This is a genomic window from Chitinophaga oryziterrae (assembly GCF_009758125.1).
Classification (GTDB): domain Bacteria; phylum Bacteroidota; class Bacteroidia; order Chitinophagales; family Chitinophagaceae; genus Chitinophaga; species Chitinophaga oryziterrae.
The window spans coordinates 1,059,543-1,081,276 of record NZ_WRXO01000001.1 but is presented as its reverse complement, the minus strand read 5'-3'; the positions used below and the strand labels follow the sequence as shown (position 1 = coordinate 1,081,276).

16 protein-coding genes are annotated in these 21,734 nt (G+C 44.8%); 7 read left to right on the top strand and 9 right to left on the bottom strand.

Translation table 11 applies throughout. The annotated features are described in order from the left end of the window. Positions 1 to 3: 3 nt before the first annotated feature. The 4 genes from GO495_RS04440 to GO495_RS04430 form a co-directional block, all read right to left on the bottom strand. Positions 4 to 1,077: a hypothetical protein gene (locus tag GO495_RS04440; protein ID WP_157298467.1), complete on the bottom strand. Its 1,074-nt coding sequence runs from the start codon at positions 1,075 to 1,077 to the stop codon at positions 4 to 6. Positions 1,078 to 1,079: 2 nt separating this feature from the next. Continuing rightward, the gene (locus tag GO495_RS32035) at positions 1,080 to 1,928 is read right to left on the bottom strand and encodes a class I SAM-dependent methyltransferase (protein ID WP_205691199.1); all 849 of its coding nucleotides are present in this window, start codon (positions 1,926 to 1,928) and stop codon (positions 1,080 to 1,082) included. Continuing rightward, positions 1,925 to 3,646: an FAD-binding protein gene (locus tag GO495_RS04435; protein ID WP_205691198.1), complete on the bottom strand. Its 1,722-nt coding sequence runs from the start codon at positions 3,644 to 3,646 to the stop codon at positions 1,925 to 1,927. The genes GO495_RS32035 and GO495_RS04435 overlap by 4 nt, the downstream gene beginning before the upstream one ends. A 79-nt stretch (positions 3,647 to 3,725) precedes the next feature. Further along, positions 3,726 to 5,378, bottom strand: coding sequence for a chloride channel protein (locus tag GO495_RS04430; RefSeq protein ID WP_157298466.1), 1,653 nt, complete (start codon positions 5,376 to 5,378; stop codon positions 3,726 to 3,728). A 91-nt stretch (positions 5,379 to 5,469) separates the two neighbouring features. Between GO495_RS04430 and GO495_RS04425 the strand changes: the two genes are divergently transcribed. Continuing rightward, positions 5,470 to 6,144, top strand: a complete 675-nt coding sequence (locus GO495_RS04425; protein ID WP_157298465.1) for a Crp/Fnr family transcriptional regulator — start codon at positions 5,470 to 5,472, stop codon at positions 6,142 to 6,144. Positions 6,145 to 6,146: 2 nt separating this feature from the next. On the opposite strand, the gene GO495_RS04420 is transcribed toward GO495_RS04425, so the two are convergent. Further along, complete coding sequence (locus GO495_RS04420; protein ID WP_157298464.1) at positions 6,147 to 8,558, bottom strand: ABC transporter permease; 2,412 nt, start codon at positions 8,556 to 8,558, stop codon at positions 6,147 to 6,149. Between the two features lie 172 nt (positions 8,559 to 8,730). Here GO495_RS04420 and GO495_RS04415 point away from each other — a divergent pair, with 172 nt between their 5' ends. From GO495_RS04415 to GO495_RS04390, 6 genes are all read left to right on the top strand, one after another. Beyond that, on the top strand, positions 8,731 to 10,023 hold the full coding sequence (locus tag GO495_RS04415) for an SWIM zinc finger family protein (protein WP_157298463.1): 1,293 nt from the start codon (positions 8,731 to 8,733) through the stop codon (positions 10,021 to 10,023). 4 nt (positions 10,024 to 10,027) lie between these two features. Then, positions 10,028 to 11,500, top strand: a complete 1,473-nt coding sequence (locus GO495_RS04410) for a DUF5691 domain-containing protein (protein ID WP_157298462.1) — start codon at positions 10,028 to 10,030, stop codon at positions 11,498 to 11,500. A 10-nt stretch (positions 11,501 to 11,510) separates the two neighbouring features. Beyond that, entirely contained in the window at positions 11,511 to 12,590 is a 1,080-nt protein-coding gene (locus tag GO495_RS04405; RefSeq protein WP_157298461.1) for an ATP-binding protein, read from the top strand. Continuing rightward, on the top strand, positions 12,590 to 14,785 hold the full coding sequence (locus tag GO495_RS04400; protein ID WP_157298460.1) for a DUF5682 family protein: 2,196 nt from the start codon (positions 12,590 to 12,592) through the stop codon (positions 14,783 to 14,785). The genes GO495_RS04405 and GO495_RS04400 overlap by 1 nt, the downstream gene beginning before the upstream one ends. A 1-nt stretch (position 14,786) precedes the next feature. Beyond that, entirely contained in the window at positions 14,787 to 15,923 is a 1,137-nt protein-coding gene (locus tag GO495_RS04395; protein ID WP_157298459.1) for a vWA domain-containing protein, read from the top strand. Between the two features lie 73 nt (positions 15,924 to 15,996). After that, entirely contained in the window at positions 15,997 to 16,938 is a 942-nt protein-coding gene (locus tag GO495_RS04390) for a helix-turn-helix domain-containing protein (protein WP_157298458.1), read from the top strand. Between the two features lie 65 nt (positions 16,939 to 17,003). On the opposite strand, the gene GO495_RS04385 is transcribed toward GO495_RS04390, so the two are convergent. From GO495_RS04385 to galA, 4 genes are all read right to left on the bottom strand, one after another. Then, positions 17,004 to 17,567, bottom strand: coding sequence for a hypothetical protein (locus GO495_RS04385; RefSeq protein ID WP_157298457.1), 564 nt, complete (start codon positions 17,565 to 17,567; stop codon positions 17,004 to 17,006). 217 nt (positions 17,568 to 17,784) lie between these two features. Continuing rightward, positions 17,785 to 18,315 (bottom strand): YceI family protein, encoded by a 531-nt coding sequence (locus GO495_RS04380; protein WP_157298456.1) that lies wholly within the window; start codon positions 18,313 to 18,315, stop codon positions 17,785 to 17,787. Between the two features lie 257 nt (positions 18,316 to 18,572). Beyond that, the gene (locus tag GO495_RS04375; RefSeq protein WP_157298455.1) at positions 18,573 to 19,196 is read right to left on the bottom strand and encodes a hypothetical protein; all 624 of its coding nucleotides are present in this window, start codon (positions 19,194 to 19,196) and stop codon (positions 18,573 to 18,575) included. Between the two features lie 98 nt (positions 19,197 to 19,294). Next, positions 19,295 to 21,691, bottom strand: coding sequence for a beta-galactosidase GalA (gene galA / locus GO495_RS04370; protein WP_157298454.1), 2,397 nt, complete (start codon positions 21,689 to 21,691; stop codon positions 19,295 to 19,297). Positions 21,692 to 21,734: the final 43 nt, after the last annotated feature.

Here is a 21,734-nt window from a genome sequence, read left to right as displayed (position 1 = left end):
TTTTTAAAAATCAAATATATGCTCAACACTGATCTTTCCTGCATCAAGTTGCTTTAATAATTTACTTAACCCGGTTACTGGTACCGCCAACGCTACCCGCTTCTGCGATGGCTTAGACGCTATCACCTGCGTAAAAACAATCTGCGTACCTTCAAATGTTGCAGTATCCACAGAAGGCACCAGCACTGTCAATAAAATCGCTGAATTATTTCCTGCCACTTCTTTAAAATTACAACCACTCTCAGCTAATATATCGGCCGCCCTGTTAAAGCTATTATACCTTGGCAGATACACCAACACAGCACTGTCCCCAAACGTTTTTGCCCCCTTTAACGAAGCACATTTTGAATCCACTACCACCGCTGTAGTCAGCAATGCATCCTCATATACCGTCTTCGTCCCCATCCCTATGAGCTTCCCATAACCAGCCTTTACCAGCAACTCAGAAGTTAGAATGTACTTCCGCTCTATCTTCCTCAGAAAATGATCTCCGAAAAAAGAAGTACTCCATAACTTACGTAACTGGCTTCCAAAATCGAAGGCATACCAGGGGCTGTTCTTAATGAAATCAACATACTCCTGCGTAAACTTCGCATTGAACCTGTCCTCTTCTGTAATAGCCTCATGTGTATCCGTTATCCGGCCTGTCACCGTCTCATACCAGGCTTTAACGGAGTACTCCACAGAAGCGCTGCTCCCTATCACCCATATCATAAAATGATACCCCTTATTAACAGGAAAATTATCTTTTATCTGATCATTCACAATATGATAACTCTCCCATATCTGCGCAGTATGGCTCATAAAAGGAAAACTACTGGCAGTATATTGCCTGAAGTAATTCGCCTGCTCTTCCGGACTAAATACCAGGTACCATTCAGGAAAAGTAAGGAAAGTCTGATCTGCCGGACGTACATCCTTCACAGGTGTTAACGGATGCTGATTCACGGCCAGCCATTCCTTTTTTATCACTAACCCTTTCCCGGCAGCAACAGTCGCAGGCTCTCTTTTCTTAAAAAAGAAAATGCAGGCTGCAATGACCACCGTGCAAAGCGTCATTATCCTCAGTCGCTTCATAATTACAATTTTGTAAACGAGACCAGTGTATTATCAGAAGGATCTCTCTCCTGTAAAATCCTGCTACCAGCATCTTTAAACCCATAAGAGCTGATGATCTTACTCCATTCATCTATAGATTTAAAAGATTTAAATTCTGATTGGTCCGTCTCCCAGGTTACTTTCAACCCAAGGTTAAACACCGTATGTACCAGCGATACAAACGTTGCCATCTCAGGAGTTTTCACGTCATGATCACGCATGATAAACAAACCACCCTTACGCAGTACACGTTTAACAGATTTAATATAGCCATCCAGTAAATCATGTGGACAATGATGCAGTCCTATATGACAGGTAACCAGGTCTACGCTTTCATCCGGAATCTGCGCAGCACTGACAGGCTGGTAATCCAGTGGGAAAAATGTACCTATTTTTGCGATCTGACCTCTCTCCATAATATCTGCCAGTGAATAATCTGTTACAATATCATTGGTCAGATAAATCTGTCCGCTCAATGAAATATGTTTCCTTAATTCACTGATATATCTGCCGGTAGAACCTATCTCCAGGTAACCATCTATCTTTGTCTTATCTCCCAGCAATTGCAATACCTGCCTGGCCATTTCCTTCTTCTGCTTCTTCAGCGCCGGTAAGGCATACGTCAGTTCTGACAGGAATGTTTTTATCTTAGGTAAACCTGCCTGCACTGTCTTATATATCTCTTCATCATTGCCCTTTTCTTTAGAAACAGTAGCAATCAGATGATGGAATTTATCTTCAGGATATAAATGAAAAATTACCTGTAAAAAGCGGTAAAAATCATCACTCCATTGGGTATCTGAGTAAACAGCTTTGAATTCGGAATTCATATGGATTTATTTTTTTTATAGTAAGTATCCCAAAGTATATTTCTGAATTTAAAACCGGGATCCAGTTTAGCTTTTATGTCAAATAATTTTTTAGCATCCGGATAGGCAAGATGGAATTGCTCCTTAGTAGCATGCGCCTGGTAAGGCAGATAATAAGCGCCGTTAAAAGCGATAGCTGCATTAATCAGCTCTCTCGTCCACACCCCTACTTTACTTTTCTCCACTTCATTCGTGTACTGCTTGTACCATACCACGAACGCAAACACTTCTTCCCTGGCCCAGGCCATCAAAGAGCCACTATCAGCCGCCGCATGGCGAACAGATACATTCAGTGTATTCACATTATGCCTGATAAAAATCTCTGCCATCAGATCAGAGAAGGCATCAAAATGCCGTACGGGGATAAAGTATTCCTGCAACACATAAGTGCTCTCTGCCCTGGATGCGGGCTCCAATTCTGCTACATCGTACCCGGCTTCATAATTCCGCCAGTGAATCTTTTTACTGAGATATAAAACAGGATCGATGATATACTCTCTCCGCCACTTTCCAAATTTGCTCTTACTAAACGCGCTGATAAAATATCTTTCAATAGGATAAGCAGCAGACAAAGGCATCAAACGGGTTTTTACGGTAGGCTTCTCCGTTGTTTTTATCCAGCTGACCGCTCTCGCATTCTTATAATAAGGCGGATAAAGATCGCCGTTATGAAAAACAACATCCTTATTATCCCGGATATGTTCAATGAAGAAATCTTTATACTTACTTCTCTTCATTTTCCTGAATTCCCGCTTCACCGCAACATTCTCTTCCAGCTCCAGTTCAACAGCAGCGATTACGGCCACCGCATTATAACAACCCACACAGGCAAAGAACAACTCCGGCTTTTCTGTTGCTGAAGTCTTCACCAGCTGCCCATCGGCTAAAATTACTTCCAGGGACTTTACAGATAAGATCAGCGCCCCTAATCCAATATACCTGCCATGACAATTCACACTCAATGATCCTCCCACCGTAAAGTTGGCGTAGGTCTGCATGATCTTCACACTCAGGTTATGCGGATCTACATATTGCTGTATATCGCACCAGCGTATCCCCGCCTCTACTTTAATGGTCTTGTCCTGTGCAGAGAATGCGATAATCCTGTTCAGCTTCCGCATATCCACATGCGTACAACCCGGACTGGCTGTTTGCCCGCCCATACTAAACCGGCCACCCCCAATAGCAATAGCGCCGGAAGTATCCTTAATAATACTTCCCAGCTCCCCGATACTGGCGGGAATAACTACCTTTGAAACAGTGATGGGATTCAGTTGAGTAACGTCATTCACGATCGTCTCTACCTGCGGATTCTTAAAATAATCCGGTGCAGAACCAGGCACTACACCATAACGGTTAGGCAATACACTTCCCTTCTTAAAACCCAGTAAAAAAATAAGGATCAAAGGTCCCGCAACAGGGATCAGGACCAGCCATAAGCAATGGCCGGACCTGTTGCTGTCATGCAATCTTTTGATGGCAGTTGCCAGTAAAGACCAGCCTAAAATGGGGTAAATGGCCCAGGTGGCGCTGTAGCCTGCTACAAATTCAAGAAGGTTGAAAAGTATGTAAAAAGACGTCCAGATAAACACAGATACAGTCCAGTACGTCAATCGGTTAATTCTCCCCCTTCCTGTGAAGAGTAAATAGCTTACAGGTAATTTATTCTTAAATACCATTCAACAATAAAATATCGTTGAAGATAATATTTCTTTTTTAATGAATTTGTTAAAATAAGTATACTAGTTGTTTAGATTACTACCTCTTCAGTAATCTCTTTCCTTTCACGATCAGTTTATATCCACTTCTCTTCACAGATATAGCACGCTGGTAATCTTCGTTCGCCCTGTGTTTTTTGCCATAGGCCGCCAGTACCAGCCGTGCTGTTAATACACCAACTACTTTACCATCATCCATCACTGGTAAATAATCGGTATTATACTTGTCCATCAATGCAATTGCTACACTCAGCTTACTGTCGGGATGCACATACGCTTCTGGTATTCCTTCCACGGTAATCGACTTATCCATTGCGTCTTCCGCATTTATTCCCTGCAATACATCCGGCCCATATACATCCGGAGTAGCTACCCCGCGCCGCTGGATCTTCTCTGTCATAATACTGCTCTTCATCAGAAAGAAAGAGACAAAATAAGAAGCTGTACACGCACCAAGTAAAGGTAACAACCCATGCGGCTGCATAGTGGTCTCAAAAGCAAATACGATCGCTGTTAATAAAGCCCTGGCTGCACCGGCAAACATAGCTGCCATACCTATCAATGCACAGGTAGGAAGGTTAATATCACTATGAGGGAAAATCGTTAACACCAGCATTCCCAAACCTACACCGGTTGCTCCGCCGATAGTCAGCAAAGGCGCCAGTGTACCACCCGAAGTACCACTTCCCAAAGAAACGGACCAGGAAATAAATTTCAGTACACATAACCCCAGTACTATCTGAAGAGATAGATTCCCACTCAGCAAAGAAGAAATATTACTATACCCAACGCCTAATGTATAAGGTGCAAAATACCCGGTAACACCCACTGCTACTGCTCCAATGGCCGGCCACCACATCCAGTGAAAGGGCAGATGCTCGAACAGGTCTTCAATAAAATAAATACTCTTGGAAATAAACGCAGCTATCACACCTATTACCACTCCCAGCAAAACATACCACAACATGGCCTGTGAACCTGCTGCCGGAATGGCCGGCATCGCAAAAACGGGATCCGTACCAAACAACATAAAATGCATGGCGGTACCAGTCGCACAAGCCAGCGCCACCGGAATAATAGACCTCGGCGAAAACTCAAACAACAATAATTCTATTGCCAGCAATACGGCTGCTATTGGCGTACCAAAAATAGCTGCCATACCAGCGGTTGCTCCTGCAGTAAGCATGATCTTCCTTTCATTGGGCGTAATATGCATGATCTGCCCGGCCAGGGATCCCAATGCCCCACCCGTAGCAATAATAGGTCCTTCTGCCCCAAACGGACCACCGGTCCCTATTGCAAAAGCGGCAGATAAGGGTTTCAGCCAGGTAATGATCGGCTTGATCTTACTGTCATTCGTCAACACCTGCTCCATCGCCTCCGGTATACCATGCCCGCGGATGGCTGAAGAACCCAGCCGGGCCATCACTCCTACGATCAAACCACCTATCACCGGTACTATAATCACAAATAAACCCAGGGTATTATGGACAGGACTCGCTTCCCCAAATGAAAACTTGCCGTAAAAGGATAAATTAGTGATCAGGTTGATTAAGGCTACCAGCCCTTTAGCCACAAAACCGATCACGATCGCATTTACAATAGCCTGCAAACTCAAGAACAACACTCTTTTTGAAACAACCGGAGACGGTTCTATATTAATATCTAGCGACGGCGCAATTGGAACTGACATGAATAACTATTTTTCACAAAAGTATTACATAAACAATACTTTTCATCAAAATTTTATAATTTTGCACCATTAAACATTGCATAAACAATATATGACCTATAACCATGGCGATTGTTTTTTATGCCGGTACAGCCTGCCGGAGTGGTTTACCGCCATCAGTACAAACGCTAAACTGCTGACCATAAAAAAAGGACAACTGATCTTTAAAGAAGGAGATCCGGTTACTGGTTTTTACTTCCTGCACACAGGTAAAGTAAAAGTGCATAAACAATGGGGAGCAGATAAGGATCTTATCGTAAAATTCGCCGCCGCAGGAGATGTGCTCGGTCACCGGGCACTGGCTGCCAATCAGCACTATCCCGTTTCCGCCACTGCCCTGGAAAATGTAACAGCCTGTTTCGTTACACCGGAATTTCTCAGAACTACCTTGAAAGTAAACAACGAACTTACCTACCAGCTCATGCTCTATTATGCCAATGACTTACAGGAAGCAGAAAGAGGGATGCGTAATATGGTACACATGGATGTAAAAAGCCGCATAGCAGAAGCTATCCTTAAAATAGCAGCGATCTTCGGTTTAAATGATAAAGGGGAAATAAACAGCACCTTAACGCGCCAGGATATCGCCTCCTACGCAGGCACCACCTACGAAACACTGTTTAAATTAACCAATGAACTCATCACGCAAAAGATCCTGGATGTTTCCGGAAAGAACATCAGGATCTTAGATGAAGAAAAGTTGAGAGGGTTAATAAAAAACGGATGATCTTATTCAGATTTCAAACTCCTTACCGGGTTGGCCAGTGCTGCTTTGATCGTCTGGAAACTAACAGTGATCAGCGTGATGGCAATAGCGCAGCATGCAGCCATCGCAAATACCCACCAGCTAATATTGATCCGGTAAGCAAAATCTTCTAACCAGCGGTTCATAATAAACCATGCCAGCGGAGAACCTATTATAAGGGCTATACCTACGAGCTTTAAAAAGTCTTTTGATAACAGTGTTACAATGCCAGTGATAGATGAACCCAGTACTTTACGGATCCCTATTTCCTTGGTACGCTGCTCTGCTGCATAAGTTACCAGTCCGAATAATCCCAGACAGGCAATCAGAATAGCAAAAAAAGCAAAGGATAAAAACAGCTTACCCGTACGTTGTTCCGCATTATACAGGCGGTTAAAGTCATCATCCAGGAAGAAATATATAAAAGGCTGGCCAGCCATCTTATCCATTCCATGATAAGCCTTTTCGATCTGCGGAATAACAGAAGAAATCTTATCAGCAGTAATCCTCAATGCCATACGGTCCCTTGTTTCCGTTAACTGAAACACTACCGGCGGGATCTTACTTCTCAAAGATCCTGCATTAAAATCCTTTACCACTCCTATCACATTAAATGGATTCCCCCCATTATACAATACCTTATTTAACGGGTCTTTGGTAAAGCCCAACAGACGGGCGGCCGTTTCATTAATGATAACCGTCTGCGAATCCGTAGACAGCTTCGGGGAAAAATTCCTTCCCTTTGCCATCTCCATACCCAGTGTTGGTATATAATCCGCATCTACGCTCCATTGCGTTAAACCTAACACCTGCCCTTCGCTCGCGGCTGCATCTTTAGAAAATATCCCGGTATTTAAGCTGGTAGAAGTAGGCATAGATCCTGCCATCGTAACAGCTTCCACTCCGGGTATATGTAAGATCTCCTCTTTAAATGTCTGTGCATGGGTCCACAAAGAAGCAGTATTCCCCAACACCAGCACCTGTTCTCTTTTATAACCCAGTTTTTTATTCCTGATATAATTCAACTGACTATAGATCACCAGTGTACCTACTATCAATATAACCGCCGTGGCAAACTGAAACACTACTAAACTATTTCTCAACCATCCTCCTTTAAAACCTGTAGCAATCTTTCCTTTCAGCACCTTTACCGGTTCAAAGGAAGAGAGGAAAAATGCAGGATAACTGCCAGCCAGTAACCCCACCACTATGGCTGTAAGTACCAGGGATACCAACATCCGGTTGGCTGCAAAAATGTCCAACATCAGTTGCTTTCCGGATAATTCATTCAGAAAAGGCAATAAGACAGCGGCCATCAGAATGGCTAATACCAATGCTATAAAACTCGTTAATACAGATTCTACCAGGAACTGTGAGATAAGATTCGAACGTTGAGAACCTAATACTTTACGTACCCCTACTTCCTTAGACCTGCCGGCAGAACGGGCAGTAGAAAGATTCATGAAATTAACACAGGCAATCAGCAATATGATGATGGCAATCACAATAAAACTGTACACATACTGTATATTACCGGAAGGCTCTATTTCACTGGTCAGTGTGGAGAATAAATGAATCTTTGTTACAGGGATCACATTATAACCAAAATGACCGCCTTTCTTCTCTATATCACTGATACTGCTACCTGTCATTTTCATCAGCGCAGGTTCCATATATTTTTTTGTTACCTGCTTCAGATAAGTATTCAACATGGCTTCATCTGTACCGGGTTTTACTAAAATGTAGGTAGTAAAGTTATCAGACATCCAGTGATCATCCCGGCTTTCGTTATTACCTGCCATTGCCCTGATAAAATTCAGATGTATATGCGAATTGGCAGGCATATCTTTCATTACGCCGGAAATCGTATAAGTATTGATGTTATCCACCAATAATGTTTTGCCTAAAGCATCAGTGGTGTTAAAGTATTTTTTTGCCATACTTTCCGATATCACCATTGTATTAGCCAGCGTCAGCGCTGTTTTGGGATTACCGGTAATCAGGGATAATGTGAATACATCAAACAGCGAGGAATCTGCAAAGGCGGTATTATGCTCTACCAGTGTCTGCTCCCCTTTCTTTATCAGCATATCCCCAAAATCTATCATACGCACGGAATTCTCTATCTGCGGATAATCATTCACCAGCGTAGCACCCAGTTGTGCAGGGGACAGCCTTTCTTTAAAAGTGCTCCCGTTCACCAGGAAGTCTGCATTCACCCGGTAAATGCGATCGGCCTTCTCATTATATTTATCATATCCCAGTTCATCCGTCACAAATAAAGCGATCAGTAAACAGATAGCTAACCCAATGGCAAGACCCAGTATATTAATGGCAGAAAAAACCTTATTATTCCAAAGATTCCTGACAGCGATCTTAAAGTAGTTTTTGAACATACACCCTTAAATTAATAATTCCTGGTTCCCCAAGAAAGTGCCAGTTTATATTGATTTAATTATCAACACCTTATAATAAGGCGTAATATTGTAAATGTCCGCTTTTGATACGTCCGGTGTTCACTTTTGGAATTTTGTATTACTTTAAAAGACGAATTTAAAAAAACATCCTTTGCAACTGACAGAAGAACAAGTAATGGCACTGGCGCCTGACGATGCATCCCGCAAAGCAGGCAGGGAATTAAGCAGTCCTTCCAAATGGGTGACCAAAGGCGCCAACGAACAAGCCCTCTGGGGCGAATGCCAGGGCAGCGGCAGTAAACCTTACCGTACCCAGGTAGACCTGGCCGGAATGGCCTTTAAATGTAGTTGCCCCAGCCGCAAATTTCCCTGTAAACACGGTATCGGCTTACTGATACTCTTTGCCCGGAACGCCGCTGATTTTACTACTACTGAAGCGCCGGACTGGGTAAGCGAATGGATCTCCAAAAGAGAAATAAAAAATACGGCTACAGATAAAAAACCGGCTGTTAATGAAGCCGCTCAGGCTAAAAGGCAACAGGCCCGCGAACAGAGCGTAGAAGACGGACTGTCCGAACTACTCCTCTGGATCAAAGATATCGTACGCAACGGCATTGTAGGCATCCCGGAAAAAGACAGTTCCTTTTTCACCGATATGGCCCGGCGAATGGTAGATGCCAAAGCACCCGGACTGGCAACCCTTGTCAAAAACGCAGGTAATCTCAGTTTTTACAAAGAAGGCTGGCAAAATGAGTTCACCGATCTGTTGGCACGCATGTACCTGCTGATTGCCGGTTATACGCATAAACCAGCCGCTTTAACAGACGATCTGCGCAGCAATATAGGATTTACCCAAAGCCAGGAAGAACTGCGGGAAAAGCCTGGTATTAAGGATACCTGGCTGGTATTGGGTAAACAAACTGAAACAGAAGACTCGCTTACTGTTGAACGTAACTGGCTATACGGTATCACTACGCAGCAATATTCGCTCGTGCTACAGTTCAGTGTCATGTCTCAGAGCATGGTACTCAACCTCGCTCCGGGAATGATGCTGGATGCAGAACTCGTATTCTACCCCTCCGCACAGCCTTTGCGTGCGCTCATCAAAAGTCAGGCAGCCGCCGCTTCCATTCCCCCCATCTCCGGCCTTAGCGGCTGGCAGCAGGTAGCTGAACTGGAAACCGCATACAACAGTGTACTGCCATTCAGCTCACCCAGACCTTTCCTCCTGCAGCAAATCACACCCCTGCAATACGAAGGCCGCTGGTGGCTTTCTGATAGCAGCAACAGACTGGTACAGGTAAAGGAAGGTTTCCGCGAGATGTACAAACTGTTGTCCATCAGTGGAGGCAGACCGGTGAACCTTGCCGTACTGGGCAACGAAAACTGTTACGAACCCCTGGGGATCCTGGCAGGGACCCATTACATTTTCCTGTCAAACTAATCTTATGCAATTCTGGAACAATATCATACAAACCGCCATGCTGGGTACCAAAAGAAAACAGGTCACAGCAGACGAACTCCCGGCAGTACTGTCAGATGCTGTAACAGTGATTACCGGTAACACGAACATCGACAAGGAAGAACAATTCCTGCAGATAGTCAGCCTGGCTTTTAACTACCGTCAGAGCGGCGTGCAACCTTTACACAAAGAAATCGCCATTCCACCATCTCCGGCGGAAGAAAAGCCTTACTGCACACCAAAGGCTTCCCAGGTATTAAAAGATATCCTGGACGAAGATGCAGACAGCTTACTTCAGCTATGGCTGCAGTTATGCTCCCGCAAAGGACAACTGATGCCGCCATACCTGCTGCCGGCTTTACTGGATAAAGCGACCCTGCACAAAAAATTACGCACGCTGGTAGAAGATTGTATGGGCAAACGCGGGGAATGGCTATCCTCATTTAACGAGTCCTGGAACTTTACCGCTGCAGAAACAGAAGAAGACCGCTGGTTAACCGGTAAACCGGAACAGCGGAAAGAAGTACTGGAACAACTCCGTACTACCAACCCTGCCCTTGCCCGCCAATGGATACAGGAAACCTGGCCACAGGAGAATGCCAACAGCAAAGCAGAACTACTGAAAGCATTCAATGTAAATCCTGAGGCAAAAGATGTGGAATGGCTGGAAAGCATTATGACAGAGAAAAGCCAGAAAGTAAAGGAGGAAGCGCTGCATTTACTCCGCCAGATACCTTCATCTGCTATCATACAACATTACTGGCAATTAGTACAGGAATCCGTTTCATTGAAAAAAGAAAGCGCTTTCCTGGGATTGACTACCAAAAACATATTAACCATCCAGGTGCCTGCGGGTATCAACGAAGTGGGTATAGAAAAAATCAGTAACCAGAAAGAGTTTACAGATGAAGAGTTTATTCTCTACCAGTTAGTGGGATATATTCCGCCACACTTCTGGGAAGAATATTTTCAATCCACCCCGGCAGATATCTTACAGTTGTTTGGCCGGCATAAAACATCTGCGAAACTCATCCCTGCTATCGTAATAGCTACCGGAAGATTCAAAGATCTTACATGGGCGCCTTTGTTTACAGGAGATAAAGACAGACATTACGTTAGCCTGTTGCCGTTATTATCAGAAACAGACAGGGATGCTTACCTGCTAAAGAATTTTGAACAGATGATAGACATGGTGATTCCTTTCCTTACACAGGAAAATACCCGTGAATGGAAACTACCCATCGCCAGGGCCGTCCTTAAACATACTGCAGCCAACTCTTACCAGTACAACCGTAGCTTTTACAACCGGTATGTTCATTTCATCCCGGTAGAGACAGCCGCAGAACTGGATAATTATCTGCCAGCAGAACCCTACCAGCAACATACCTGGCGTACCAATGCCGACTATATCAGGAAATTGCTGCAACTAAAGCAAAGAACCATACAATCCTTTTCATAAAACAAACAATATGTCCCAGGTTTTACGCGGTCATGCGGAACAGTTATACGCACAGGAATTGGAAGAGCTTAAAAAGCAGGATGGCAGTAAACTGCCTGCCAACTGGAAATTATCGCCACAATCCGTGGTTACTTACCTCGTAGGTGGTAAGCTGAAAAACGGCTTCGAAGTATCTCCTAAATACATCGGTAACCGGCGGTTAATGGAAATTGCCGTGGCTACCCTCACTACAGACAGAGCGCTGTTACTATACGGATTGCCCGGTACCGCCAAAAGCTGGGTGAGTGAACACCTGGCGGCGGCTATCAGCGGTGACAGTACCATGATCATTCAGGGAACTGCCGGTACCAGTGAGGAATCTATCCGTTATGGCTGGAACTATGCACGCTTACTGGCAGAAGGCCCCAGCGCCAATGCAGTAGTGGAAACGCCGGTGATGCGTGCCATGAAAGAAGGCAAGATCGTTCGTATCGAAGAACTGACACGTATCGGTGCGGATGTACAGGATACGCTCATCACCATCCTCTCAGAGAAAATGCTGCCTATTCCCGAACTCAATACAGAAGTACAGGCGGTGCGGGGCTTCAACGTGATAGCTACTGCCAACAACCGCGATAAAGGCGTGAACGATTTATCCAGCGCTTTGAAACGCCGGTTCAACACAGTGATCCTTCCTGTTCCGGATAGTATAGATGAAGAAATTGATATCGTTCGCCGTCGTGTAGAGAGCTTTGAAAAGATCATGGAAATTCCTGCCGAAGCACCTGCTTTGGGAGAGATCCGCCGCATTGTAACCATCATGCGCGAATTACGCAATGGAATGACTACAGATGGTAAAACCAAACTGAAAGTCCCTTCCGGTACACTCAGCACTGCTGAAGCGATATCCGTAGTGAACAGCGGACTTGCCATGGCTGGTTATTTCGGGGATGGCCGTTTAACTGCAGAAGATATGGCAGCAGGTATTATCGGTGCCGTGATAAAAGATCCTGTACAGGATAAAATCGTATGGATGGAATACCTGGAAACCGTAGTAAAAACAAGAGAGGACTGGAAAGATATTTACAGGGCCTGTAGAAATATGATGTAATGATTCATACACTAGGCATACGTCACCACGGGCCAGGCAGCGCCAGGAACGTAAAAGAATTCCTGGAAGCCACAAGACCCGATATTGTACTGGTGGAAGGTCCGCCGGAAGCAGATGCCATTCTCCAATGGAGTAATAATACAGAGCTACAGCCTCCTGTAGCTATTCTCTTATACCAGGTAGACAACCTGCATCATTCTGTCTTTTACCCTTTTGCTGCCTTCTCACCTGAATGGCAGGCAATCCAGTATGCCTATGAACATAATGTTCCGGTGCGCTTCATGGATATGCCGATGACACATACGTTCGCATTGAGGAATATTGACAAGGATAAACCAGAAGAACCCTCTTTCAGGGCTGATCCTGTAAGCTGGCTGGCAAGGGCCGACGGATACTCCGACACCGATAAATGGTGGGAAAAGATGTTCGAACAGCGGACTTCCAATGAACAGGTTTTTGAAGCAGTCAGTGAAGCGATTCATGCAGTGAGAGAACTGGCGCCACCCGACAAAGACCCTAACGAGCCGTTGAGAGAAGCCTGGATGAGAAAGATCATCCGCCAGGCGCAAAAGGAAATGTACACCGAAATTGCAGTGATCTGTGGTGCATGGCATGTACCGGCCCTCACAACGATGCCTTCCCAGAAAGAAGACAATGACCTGCTGAAAGGACTCCCTAAAGTGAAAGTGGAATGCACCTGGATTCCCTGGACCTACGAACGTCTCAGCTTCCACAGCGGTTATGGTGCAGGTATTGAAAGTCCGGGCTGGTACGACCACCTCTGGGAATTTCCCCAGGATGATGGTACCCGATGGATGGCCAAAGTAGCTCAGTTATTCCGCAGCAAAGACATGGATACTTCTGTAGCCCATATCATAGAAGCGGTACGCCTGGCCCAAAGCCTGGCAGCACTAAGGGAACTGCCAAGGGCCGGCCTCGAAGAGCTCAATGAAGCTACCCTCAGTGTGCTTTGTAACGGCGAATCAGTGCTCATGCAACTGATCCACGACCAGCTGATCGTCGGCAATAAAATAGGCAGCGTTCCTTTTGATATCCCAAAGCCGCCACTGCAATCAGATATAGAAAGGTTACAGAAGAAATTACGCCTGCCCGCAACGGCAGACTGGAAAGATTATATTCTCGATCTGAGAAAAGAAAACGATCTGGAAAGAAGTATCTTTTTACATCGTTTACAATTACTACAACTCCCCTGGGCAGAGAAAACGGATATCAGCGGCAAAGGTACCTTCAAAGAGCAATGGCGCTTACAATGGGACCCTGCCTTTATCATAGAGATCATCGACAAAGGGGTATACGGTAATACTGTAGAAACAGCGGCTAATGCCTATGTAAAACACCTGGCAACCAGTGCTGCCTCACTAAAAGTACTATGTGAGTTACTGGAAAACGCATTACCTGCTGAACTGCCACATGCCGTAGAAACGCTCATCCGGCAGGTAAGCAATCAGTCTGCGGCAACAGGTGATGTTATCCAGCTGATGGAAGTTATTCCGCCTTTAGTCACTATCAGCCGCTATGGCAACGTGCGTAAAACAGATGCGGCGCTTGTATCCGGCATTGCAACAGGGATGATTACACGTATCTGTATCAGTCTGCCCGGCGTCTGCACTGGTATAGCAGAAGAGGCGGCACAAACACTGCTGCAGTTGTTCCTGCAAATGAACAACGCAGTGAACATGCTGCAGGAACCTGATATCACTACACAATGGCAACAAACACTGCATGTGATTGCGGCAGCGAATAATACCAGTCCTGTTATAGCAGGGTACAGCACCCGTTTACTAGCCGACCATAAACTATTCACCAGTGAACAACTGGTACAGGCATTCTACAGCGCCATGTCAGCAGCCGTATTACCCGGTACTGCGGCGGCCTGGCTGGAAGGTTTCTTAAAAGGCAGTGGTACATTACTGCTGATAGACCCGGACCTGTGGCGGGTAGTGAACAACTGGGTACACCAGTTGCAGGAGGAAGTCTTCATACAGGTACTTCCTTTATTACGCCGCACATTCGCCAGCTTCACCGCTGCTGAAAGAAGAAAACTGGGAGAGAAAGTGAAACAGGGAGACAGCGGTACACAAACATCCCAGACTGAATACGATATTGCAGAAGAAAGAGGTGCCAGGGGCATCCCTGTCATTATGCAGTTATTAGGTTATAACAACAACATTTAACATGGAAGAAGAACAAATCCGGAAATGGAGATTAATATTAGGAGGTGAGCAGAATGACGGTACCGGGTTCAAACTCGGGAAAACAGACCTGCAGATGGATGGCGCATTATCCGCTCTCTATGACAGCGACCGCAAAGGGGGTCTCGGCCCCTCCTCTCCCAACGTCAGCCGCTGGCTGGGGGATATCCGTACCTTCTTCCCAAATACGGTAGTCCAGGTAATGCAGCAGGACGCCCTGCAACGCCTCAACCTCACCCAGATGCTCTTCGAAAAGGAAATGCTGGAACAGGTAGAAGCCGATGTGCACCTGGTAGCTACCCTGATGACCCTCAGCAGGGTCATCCCCGATAAAACAAAAGATACCGCCCGTAAGGTAGTGCGTAAAGTGGTGGACCAGCTGCTGGCCCGCCTCTCCCAGCCCATGCAACAGGCAGTATCCGGCAGCATCAGCAGAAGTCTCCGCAATACCCGCCCGAGACATCATGAGATCAACTGGCACGTCACTATCCTTAAAAACCTGAAACACTACCAACCCGACTATAAAACCATCATCCCCGAAACAAGAATCGGATATGGCCGCAAAAGGACCTCTTTAAAGGACGTTGTTCTTTGTATAGATCAAAGTGGTTCCATGGGAACTTCCGTGGTTTATTCGGGCATCTTTGGCAGCGTAATGGCCAGTATTCCGGCAGTCAATACAAAGATGATCGTTTTCGACACTAAAGTGGCCGACCTGACAGAAGAACTCACCGATCCTGTAGAACTGCTTTTCGGGGTGCAACTGGGCGGCGGTACAGACATCAATGCGGCCCTCACCTACTGCCAGCAGATCATTACCCGTCCCCTGGACACAGTAATGGTACTCATTACCGACCTCTTCGAGGGAGGCAACGAACAGCAAATGCGCAAAAAAGCCACCGAACTGGCCGCTGCCGGTGTACAGGTAGTCGTTCTCCTGGCCCTCAACGACGAAGGCGCACCTTCCTACGATCATGATAACGCACAGTTTTTCACCAACTTAGGCATTCCTGTATTCGCCTGTACGCCCGATCTCTTCCCCGATCTGATGGCGGCGGCCTTAAGCAAACAGGACCTTAATGCATGGGCTGCCAGAGAGGACATTGTGTTGAAAAAATAGAGGTACTATACTAGAGGATACCAGCATGATTGGCAACAATTTGCCAATTTCCCCCTAATTTTGCCCCTTTATTATGAATACGACTACTCCCATATTGGATATTCCATCCACTATAAAATATTACCTGTCGCTCGATAAGAAAGTGGCACAGAGTTTTGGGATGGACAAGTACGACGAACTCCTGCATCCTGACAATTTCGCTCTCCTCAGCAATGAAGGCAGTGTGAAAAAAGGAATGCCTATCAAAACTGATCATTACGCGATTATACTCTGCATACGTGGCACCTGCTCTAAAACAGTAGGCGCTTTTACTTTTGACGTAACGCCCATGTCGCTGCACATCGTCTCTCCCAGGTACATCACTTCTTTTGAGAATGCCTCGGACGATCTGCTGTTATACATGGTGATGTTTAAAAAGGAATTCATTGCAGATAGCTTTATCAAGCAAAACGTACTTGATCCTTTGATGGATTTAAATCCGGCCTGTCCTCCCATCTATAAATTATCTCATGCTGAATTTGTAAAAATAAAGCAGTTGTATGAAAATATGGATGAGGAATACCGGGATGGTAAACCGTTCCATTTACAGTTGATCCGGTTGAAACTGGTAGAGTTACTCTATGAAGTGAACCGTGCATTTGAACAATGTACGAGCAGCAGTCCGCATCATCAGCTTTCCAGACAATATACTTTGTTTGTAGAATTCAGGAACCTGGTAGAAGAAAATTTCCTGGAGAAAAGAACCGTGCAGGAGTATGCAGATATGCTACATGTATCGGCTAAACATCTCAGTGAAGTAGTAAAACAGGAAACAGGAAAAAATGCTTTGCAGATCATTCATGGAAGGATGTACCTGGAAGCACGTTTATTGTTAACCACTTCTTCATTAAGTGTAAAAGAAATTTCTGATCAGTTGAACTTTGATACCAGTTCTCACTTCAGCAGGTTCTTCAAGAAATTTGCAGATGAGAATCCATCCGAATTTAAGAAACTGCCATTTGCATCTTTGTCATAGAAATAGAAAGATCGCCTTTACTCAAGGCGATCTTTCCCGCTATACTCTGTGACTCCCTGAAACATTTATAATCCAAATGCGTAAGCTACTCTGATCCCTAAGAGATTGCTTGATTCCCCTCCGTCAACAAATTTGGAATTACCTTCAAACTTCACACCAGCATCTAAATAGTTGCCTTTGCCAAGTGGAATTAAATACCCTATCTGCGGACTGTAAACAAAGGCTGCTGATTTGTTATTGAACGGAGTAGTGCTGTTCGTAATGAACGTCACACCTGCCTGTCCCTGTACATACAAGTTCAGGTTACTTACGGGGAAATACTTTAAACCAGCCTTAACGGGGATGAGTTGGTAATCGTTCGCGCTGGTAGTATAATCAGCGAAAACATTGGTATAACCGGCATTCAGATTTACGTACAACGTTTTCTTAATAATAGCAAGATCAGCTTGTACAGATCCTCCTAATGACCACTTATAATAATTGTTCCAGTTACCTACCGGAATTCCTGCTTCCGGTCCTGCACTTAAAATTAAACCCGGTCTTTCGTTCTTGCTCTGTGCGTTAGCTCCTATTGCCAGTCCCATCACTAAAGTCAACGCGGCAATGCCTGTCATGATTGTCTTTTTCATCGTCTTTTGTTTTACTTATTTATCTATCGTTTTTATATCCCAGCTGTGATGACACAAAGGTATAGCGATCGATAAGTTCAAACAATTCCAATACGACGGATAAAAAAACCAATTTTTCCTATTCTTATTAAAGAGCAATTTTTTAGTATGGAGCTTCGCACCATTACAAAAAAATTGAAGGGGTTTTACAGGGCGAAGCCCTGCACCCAAAACTAATTTATTGCTCTACTAACTGAATATTTGCAAACAATGCCACTTCTTCTCCCAGCATAAATCCACCTGCTTCCATCACAGCATTATAGTTAAGTCCGAATTCCCAGCGACTGATAGAACCTGTTACTTCAAAACCAATCTTTGTTTTACCATTAGGGTCTACAACAGTACCACCGTATTCCGCCAGCAGTTCTACAGGTTTGGTAATACCTTTCATGGTAAGATTACCTGTAAGGCTATATTTATCACCTTTTATTTTTCTGAAGTAAAGAGATTTGAAATCGATATGCGGAAACTGTGCAGTGTCAAAAAAGTCAGCAGAACGCAAATGCGCGTCCCTCTGTTCCTGGTTGGTATCAATACTATTTACATCTACAGACAAATGCACTTCTGCATCTTCAATATGACTACGATCTGTCGTTGCTCCGCCCTGGAAGTTGTTGAATGCACCGGTGATATTAGAGATCACCATGTGCTTGATTTTGAACTGTACATCAGAATGATCCGCGTCTATCAGCCATTTCCTTTTACTCATATAGTTTATTTTTAACAAATATAACTAACGTAGTCAGCTGAGACAACCCCAATTAGTGGGATAAAAGGACCAATTTTCCGGGGCTTTGGAAAAATTGGTTTTCTATTCCGTTCTTTTGGTTTTCCTATATGCGTGAGCAATACTAATTTTGCGTCGAACTAATTCTGTACAAATACAGTTTTAACAGTTGTAGGTTAAGTAATAGACGGAGATAATCATATCCCCGTCTTTTTTTTGTGCCTACATGAAAAGATTATCTACAAGCCATCCTGCTTCATCCCTTCCAGGATGTTACAATGATAAATGTAATCATGATAAGAACTGAACTCACTGGGGTAGTTAAACCCATAAGGCCAGAAATGCTGACTGTCACCATGAATCTGCGCGGTAGAGTCGCCGGTGATCGTTCTTAGTATCTGGGTAGCTACCGGCCCCGTGTAAATACCACTGACGATCAATGTGTTCCACCATACACTGGAAGTACCAACACCTACAGTATGTGCTATTTCATGTAACGCTGTAGCGGCGTTCATGTAATAGGTATTAGAGCCGAACCGGATGGAACCATTGATGTTCCCATCGGCAGTAGCTACTGAAGGCACATAAGTAACCGTGATGGATTTAGTGAACGTAGTGTATGCGTTCATGTACTTTACCGCTGTATCCATAGCGGTGGTAATCAGGTCGTACGCTGCCTGTTCTGTTGCCGTGGGCGTAGCAGATTTAACCAGCGTATAGGTTACATTTCCGGTGATAGCCGCTTCTGCAACTGTTGTTGCCGCCGGCATTTTGTCATTTACAATAGCTTCATCTTTAGAGCAGCTGGCAATCGTAACAGTCAGGGCTACGATCGCCGTCAGAAAACAGGGGGATTTTTTCATACTTACAGTTTAAGTGGGTTTACAATTTGGGTTTACGAAAAATATATAGGTTTATTTTGAGCTTAAATATGGCATTCCCCCCCTAAAAAATATTATACTTATAATGTTAACGTTGCTGTCTGCAACCCATTCCCTTCTGCTTTAAATGATACAGCTCCCTGCTTATTATTCGCCCTGATAATCACCTGTGCCTTTCCTCCGAACAAACTACGCTGCCATGCTCCAGTTACGCATTGATCCGGTTCATGGCTACTGGGATCTCCATTACCAACACCAATGATCACCGCTCCACCTTCTGTTGAAAAATGGATCAGGTCAGCTGCATCAGGTACTTCCCTGCCCTGAGCATCCACGGCACTTACATTCACCACTACCGCATCTTCATTATCTGCTGATAAAGTAGTTTTAGAAGGCGTTAAGATGATACGTGCTGCTTTTCCGGTGGTCTCTACCTTAGATGTAATCTTCTTGCCATTCTTGAAAGCCACCGCTTCCAGTGTACCTGGTTCATAGTTCACCGTCCAGCGGAGATGCCCGTTACGCGGCATATCTTTTTTACCAAGGCTCTTCCCGTTCAGGAACAGCTCTACATTATCTGCATTGGTATTGATCCATACCAGCACCGGCTGTCCTTCTTTACCAGGCCAGTTCCAGTGAGGAGCGATGTGCAGGATATCTTTATCTGTCCACCATGCCTGGTAGTAGTAATAAACGTTCTTAGGGAAACCACACATATCCATAATCCCGAAATGCGAGTTGATATTAGGCCAGTTGTACGGCGTAGGTTCGCCACGGTAGTCGAAGCCTGTCCAGGCAAAACCACCCATGAACCAGTCGCGTTTAGCAGCCAACTGCCACCATTGTTCCGCAGTAGATGCCCAGGAAGGATAGGTGCTATCGTAATCAGGTACATAAGCACGTACGGTATCTTTCACATAGATGCTCCTGGTAGTCACCGTACTGGCCACTTCTGTGCCTATTACAGGCTGGTTCGGATGATCTTTATGATAACCATCCACACCATACAGATTATAATTAAAACCCCTTACAGGGATCACTTCATTCACACCCTTGAAATCATTGCCCATATTGGCAGCATAGGTGCTGGTCCTGGAAGGGTCTAACTCCTGTTGCAGTAATATCTGATTCTGTGCGATACGCTTACCTATATCTGTCCGTTGCGTAGCAAATTCTTCATTCCCGATAGACCACATGAAAACACTGGGATGATTACGATCTCTCAATATCAGCTGCCTGAACTGGTTTTCATATTCAGTACCGCTGTTTAATAAACGCGGTTCATCCAGCACCAGCATACCCAAACTATCACAGGCATCCAGTAACTCCGGTGTAGGCGGGTTATGACTGGTACGGTAAGCATTTGCGCCCATCTCCTTTAATAACCCTATCCTGTAATACTGTAACTGATCAGGTAAGGCAACACCAACACCTGCATGGTCCTGGTGACAACAAACTCCTTTTACTTTTACCGGAAGGCCATTTACGAACAAGCCTTTATCTTTATCAACCGTAATCGTTCTAACCCCAAAACGCACCTGTACACTATCTGCAACACGGCCTTCTGATTTTACAATGACAATAGCCCTGTATAAATAAGGATTCTCCAATGACCACAATGTAGCCGCAGGAATATTCAGTTCCTGTTTAACTGTTCTGCTCTCATTGATCGCTAATGTAAACGGTACTTCTTTTCCCTGTGCGATCTTCTTCCCGCTTCTGTCGGTAATAACGGTATACACACTGGCATTAGCAGGATGAATATTCTTATTCACCACCTTTGTTTCTATCGTCACAGTCTTAGCGGCAGTATGCACATATACACCACCTTCAGTAGCGACATGTACATTATTGATAGTATTCAGCCACACATGCCTGTAAATACCTGCACCTTCATAAAACCAGCCTTCATACTGGGAAGCATCTGCACGTACCACCAGTACATTCGTTTTATTGAAACGGATAAAGTCTGTGATATCATAAGACGCACCGTTATAGCCGCTGAAATTACCACCAACATAATAGCCGTTAATCCAAACCTTACTATCACGGTACACACCGTCCAGCTGAATAACAAAACGATTGCCTGAATCTGCACGGTTCATCTCAAATGATTTCCGGTACCATCCTATACTGTTCTCGGGAAACAGTCCGCCTACCGGTTTGTAACCATGTCCGTCTATATCGTTGTTCTTCACATATTGAAAAGGTAACCCTACTACCCAGTCGTGCGGCAATTGTACATCCTCCCAGTTCTTATCATCGAATGCAGGATCAGCAGGTGTACCCCAGGCAGATCCTGATTTAGAGAAGATAGTCTCCAGGCTGTAGTTAAAATCCCTGGCAGCATCAGCAGCATGCCCGCGATGGAATTTCCAGTCCGTATCAAAGTTGATATGCGTGCGCACGGACTGTGCCACAGCAATTACAGAAAGACAGGTAATTATTGCAGATAAAAAAAGTCTCTTGCTGACCATAACTTAAGTGAAATGTATGATCAGCAAGATAACTATTAAATGT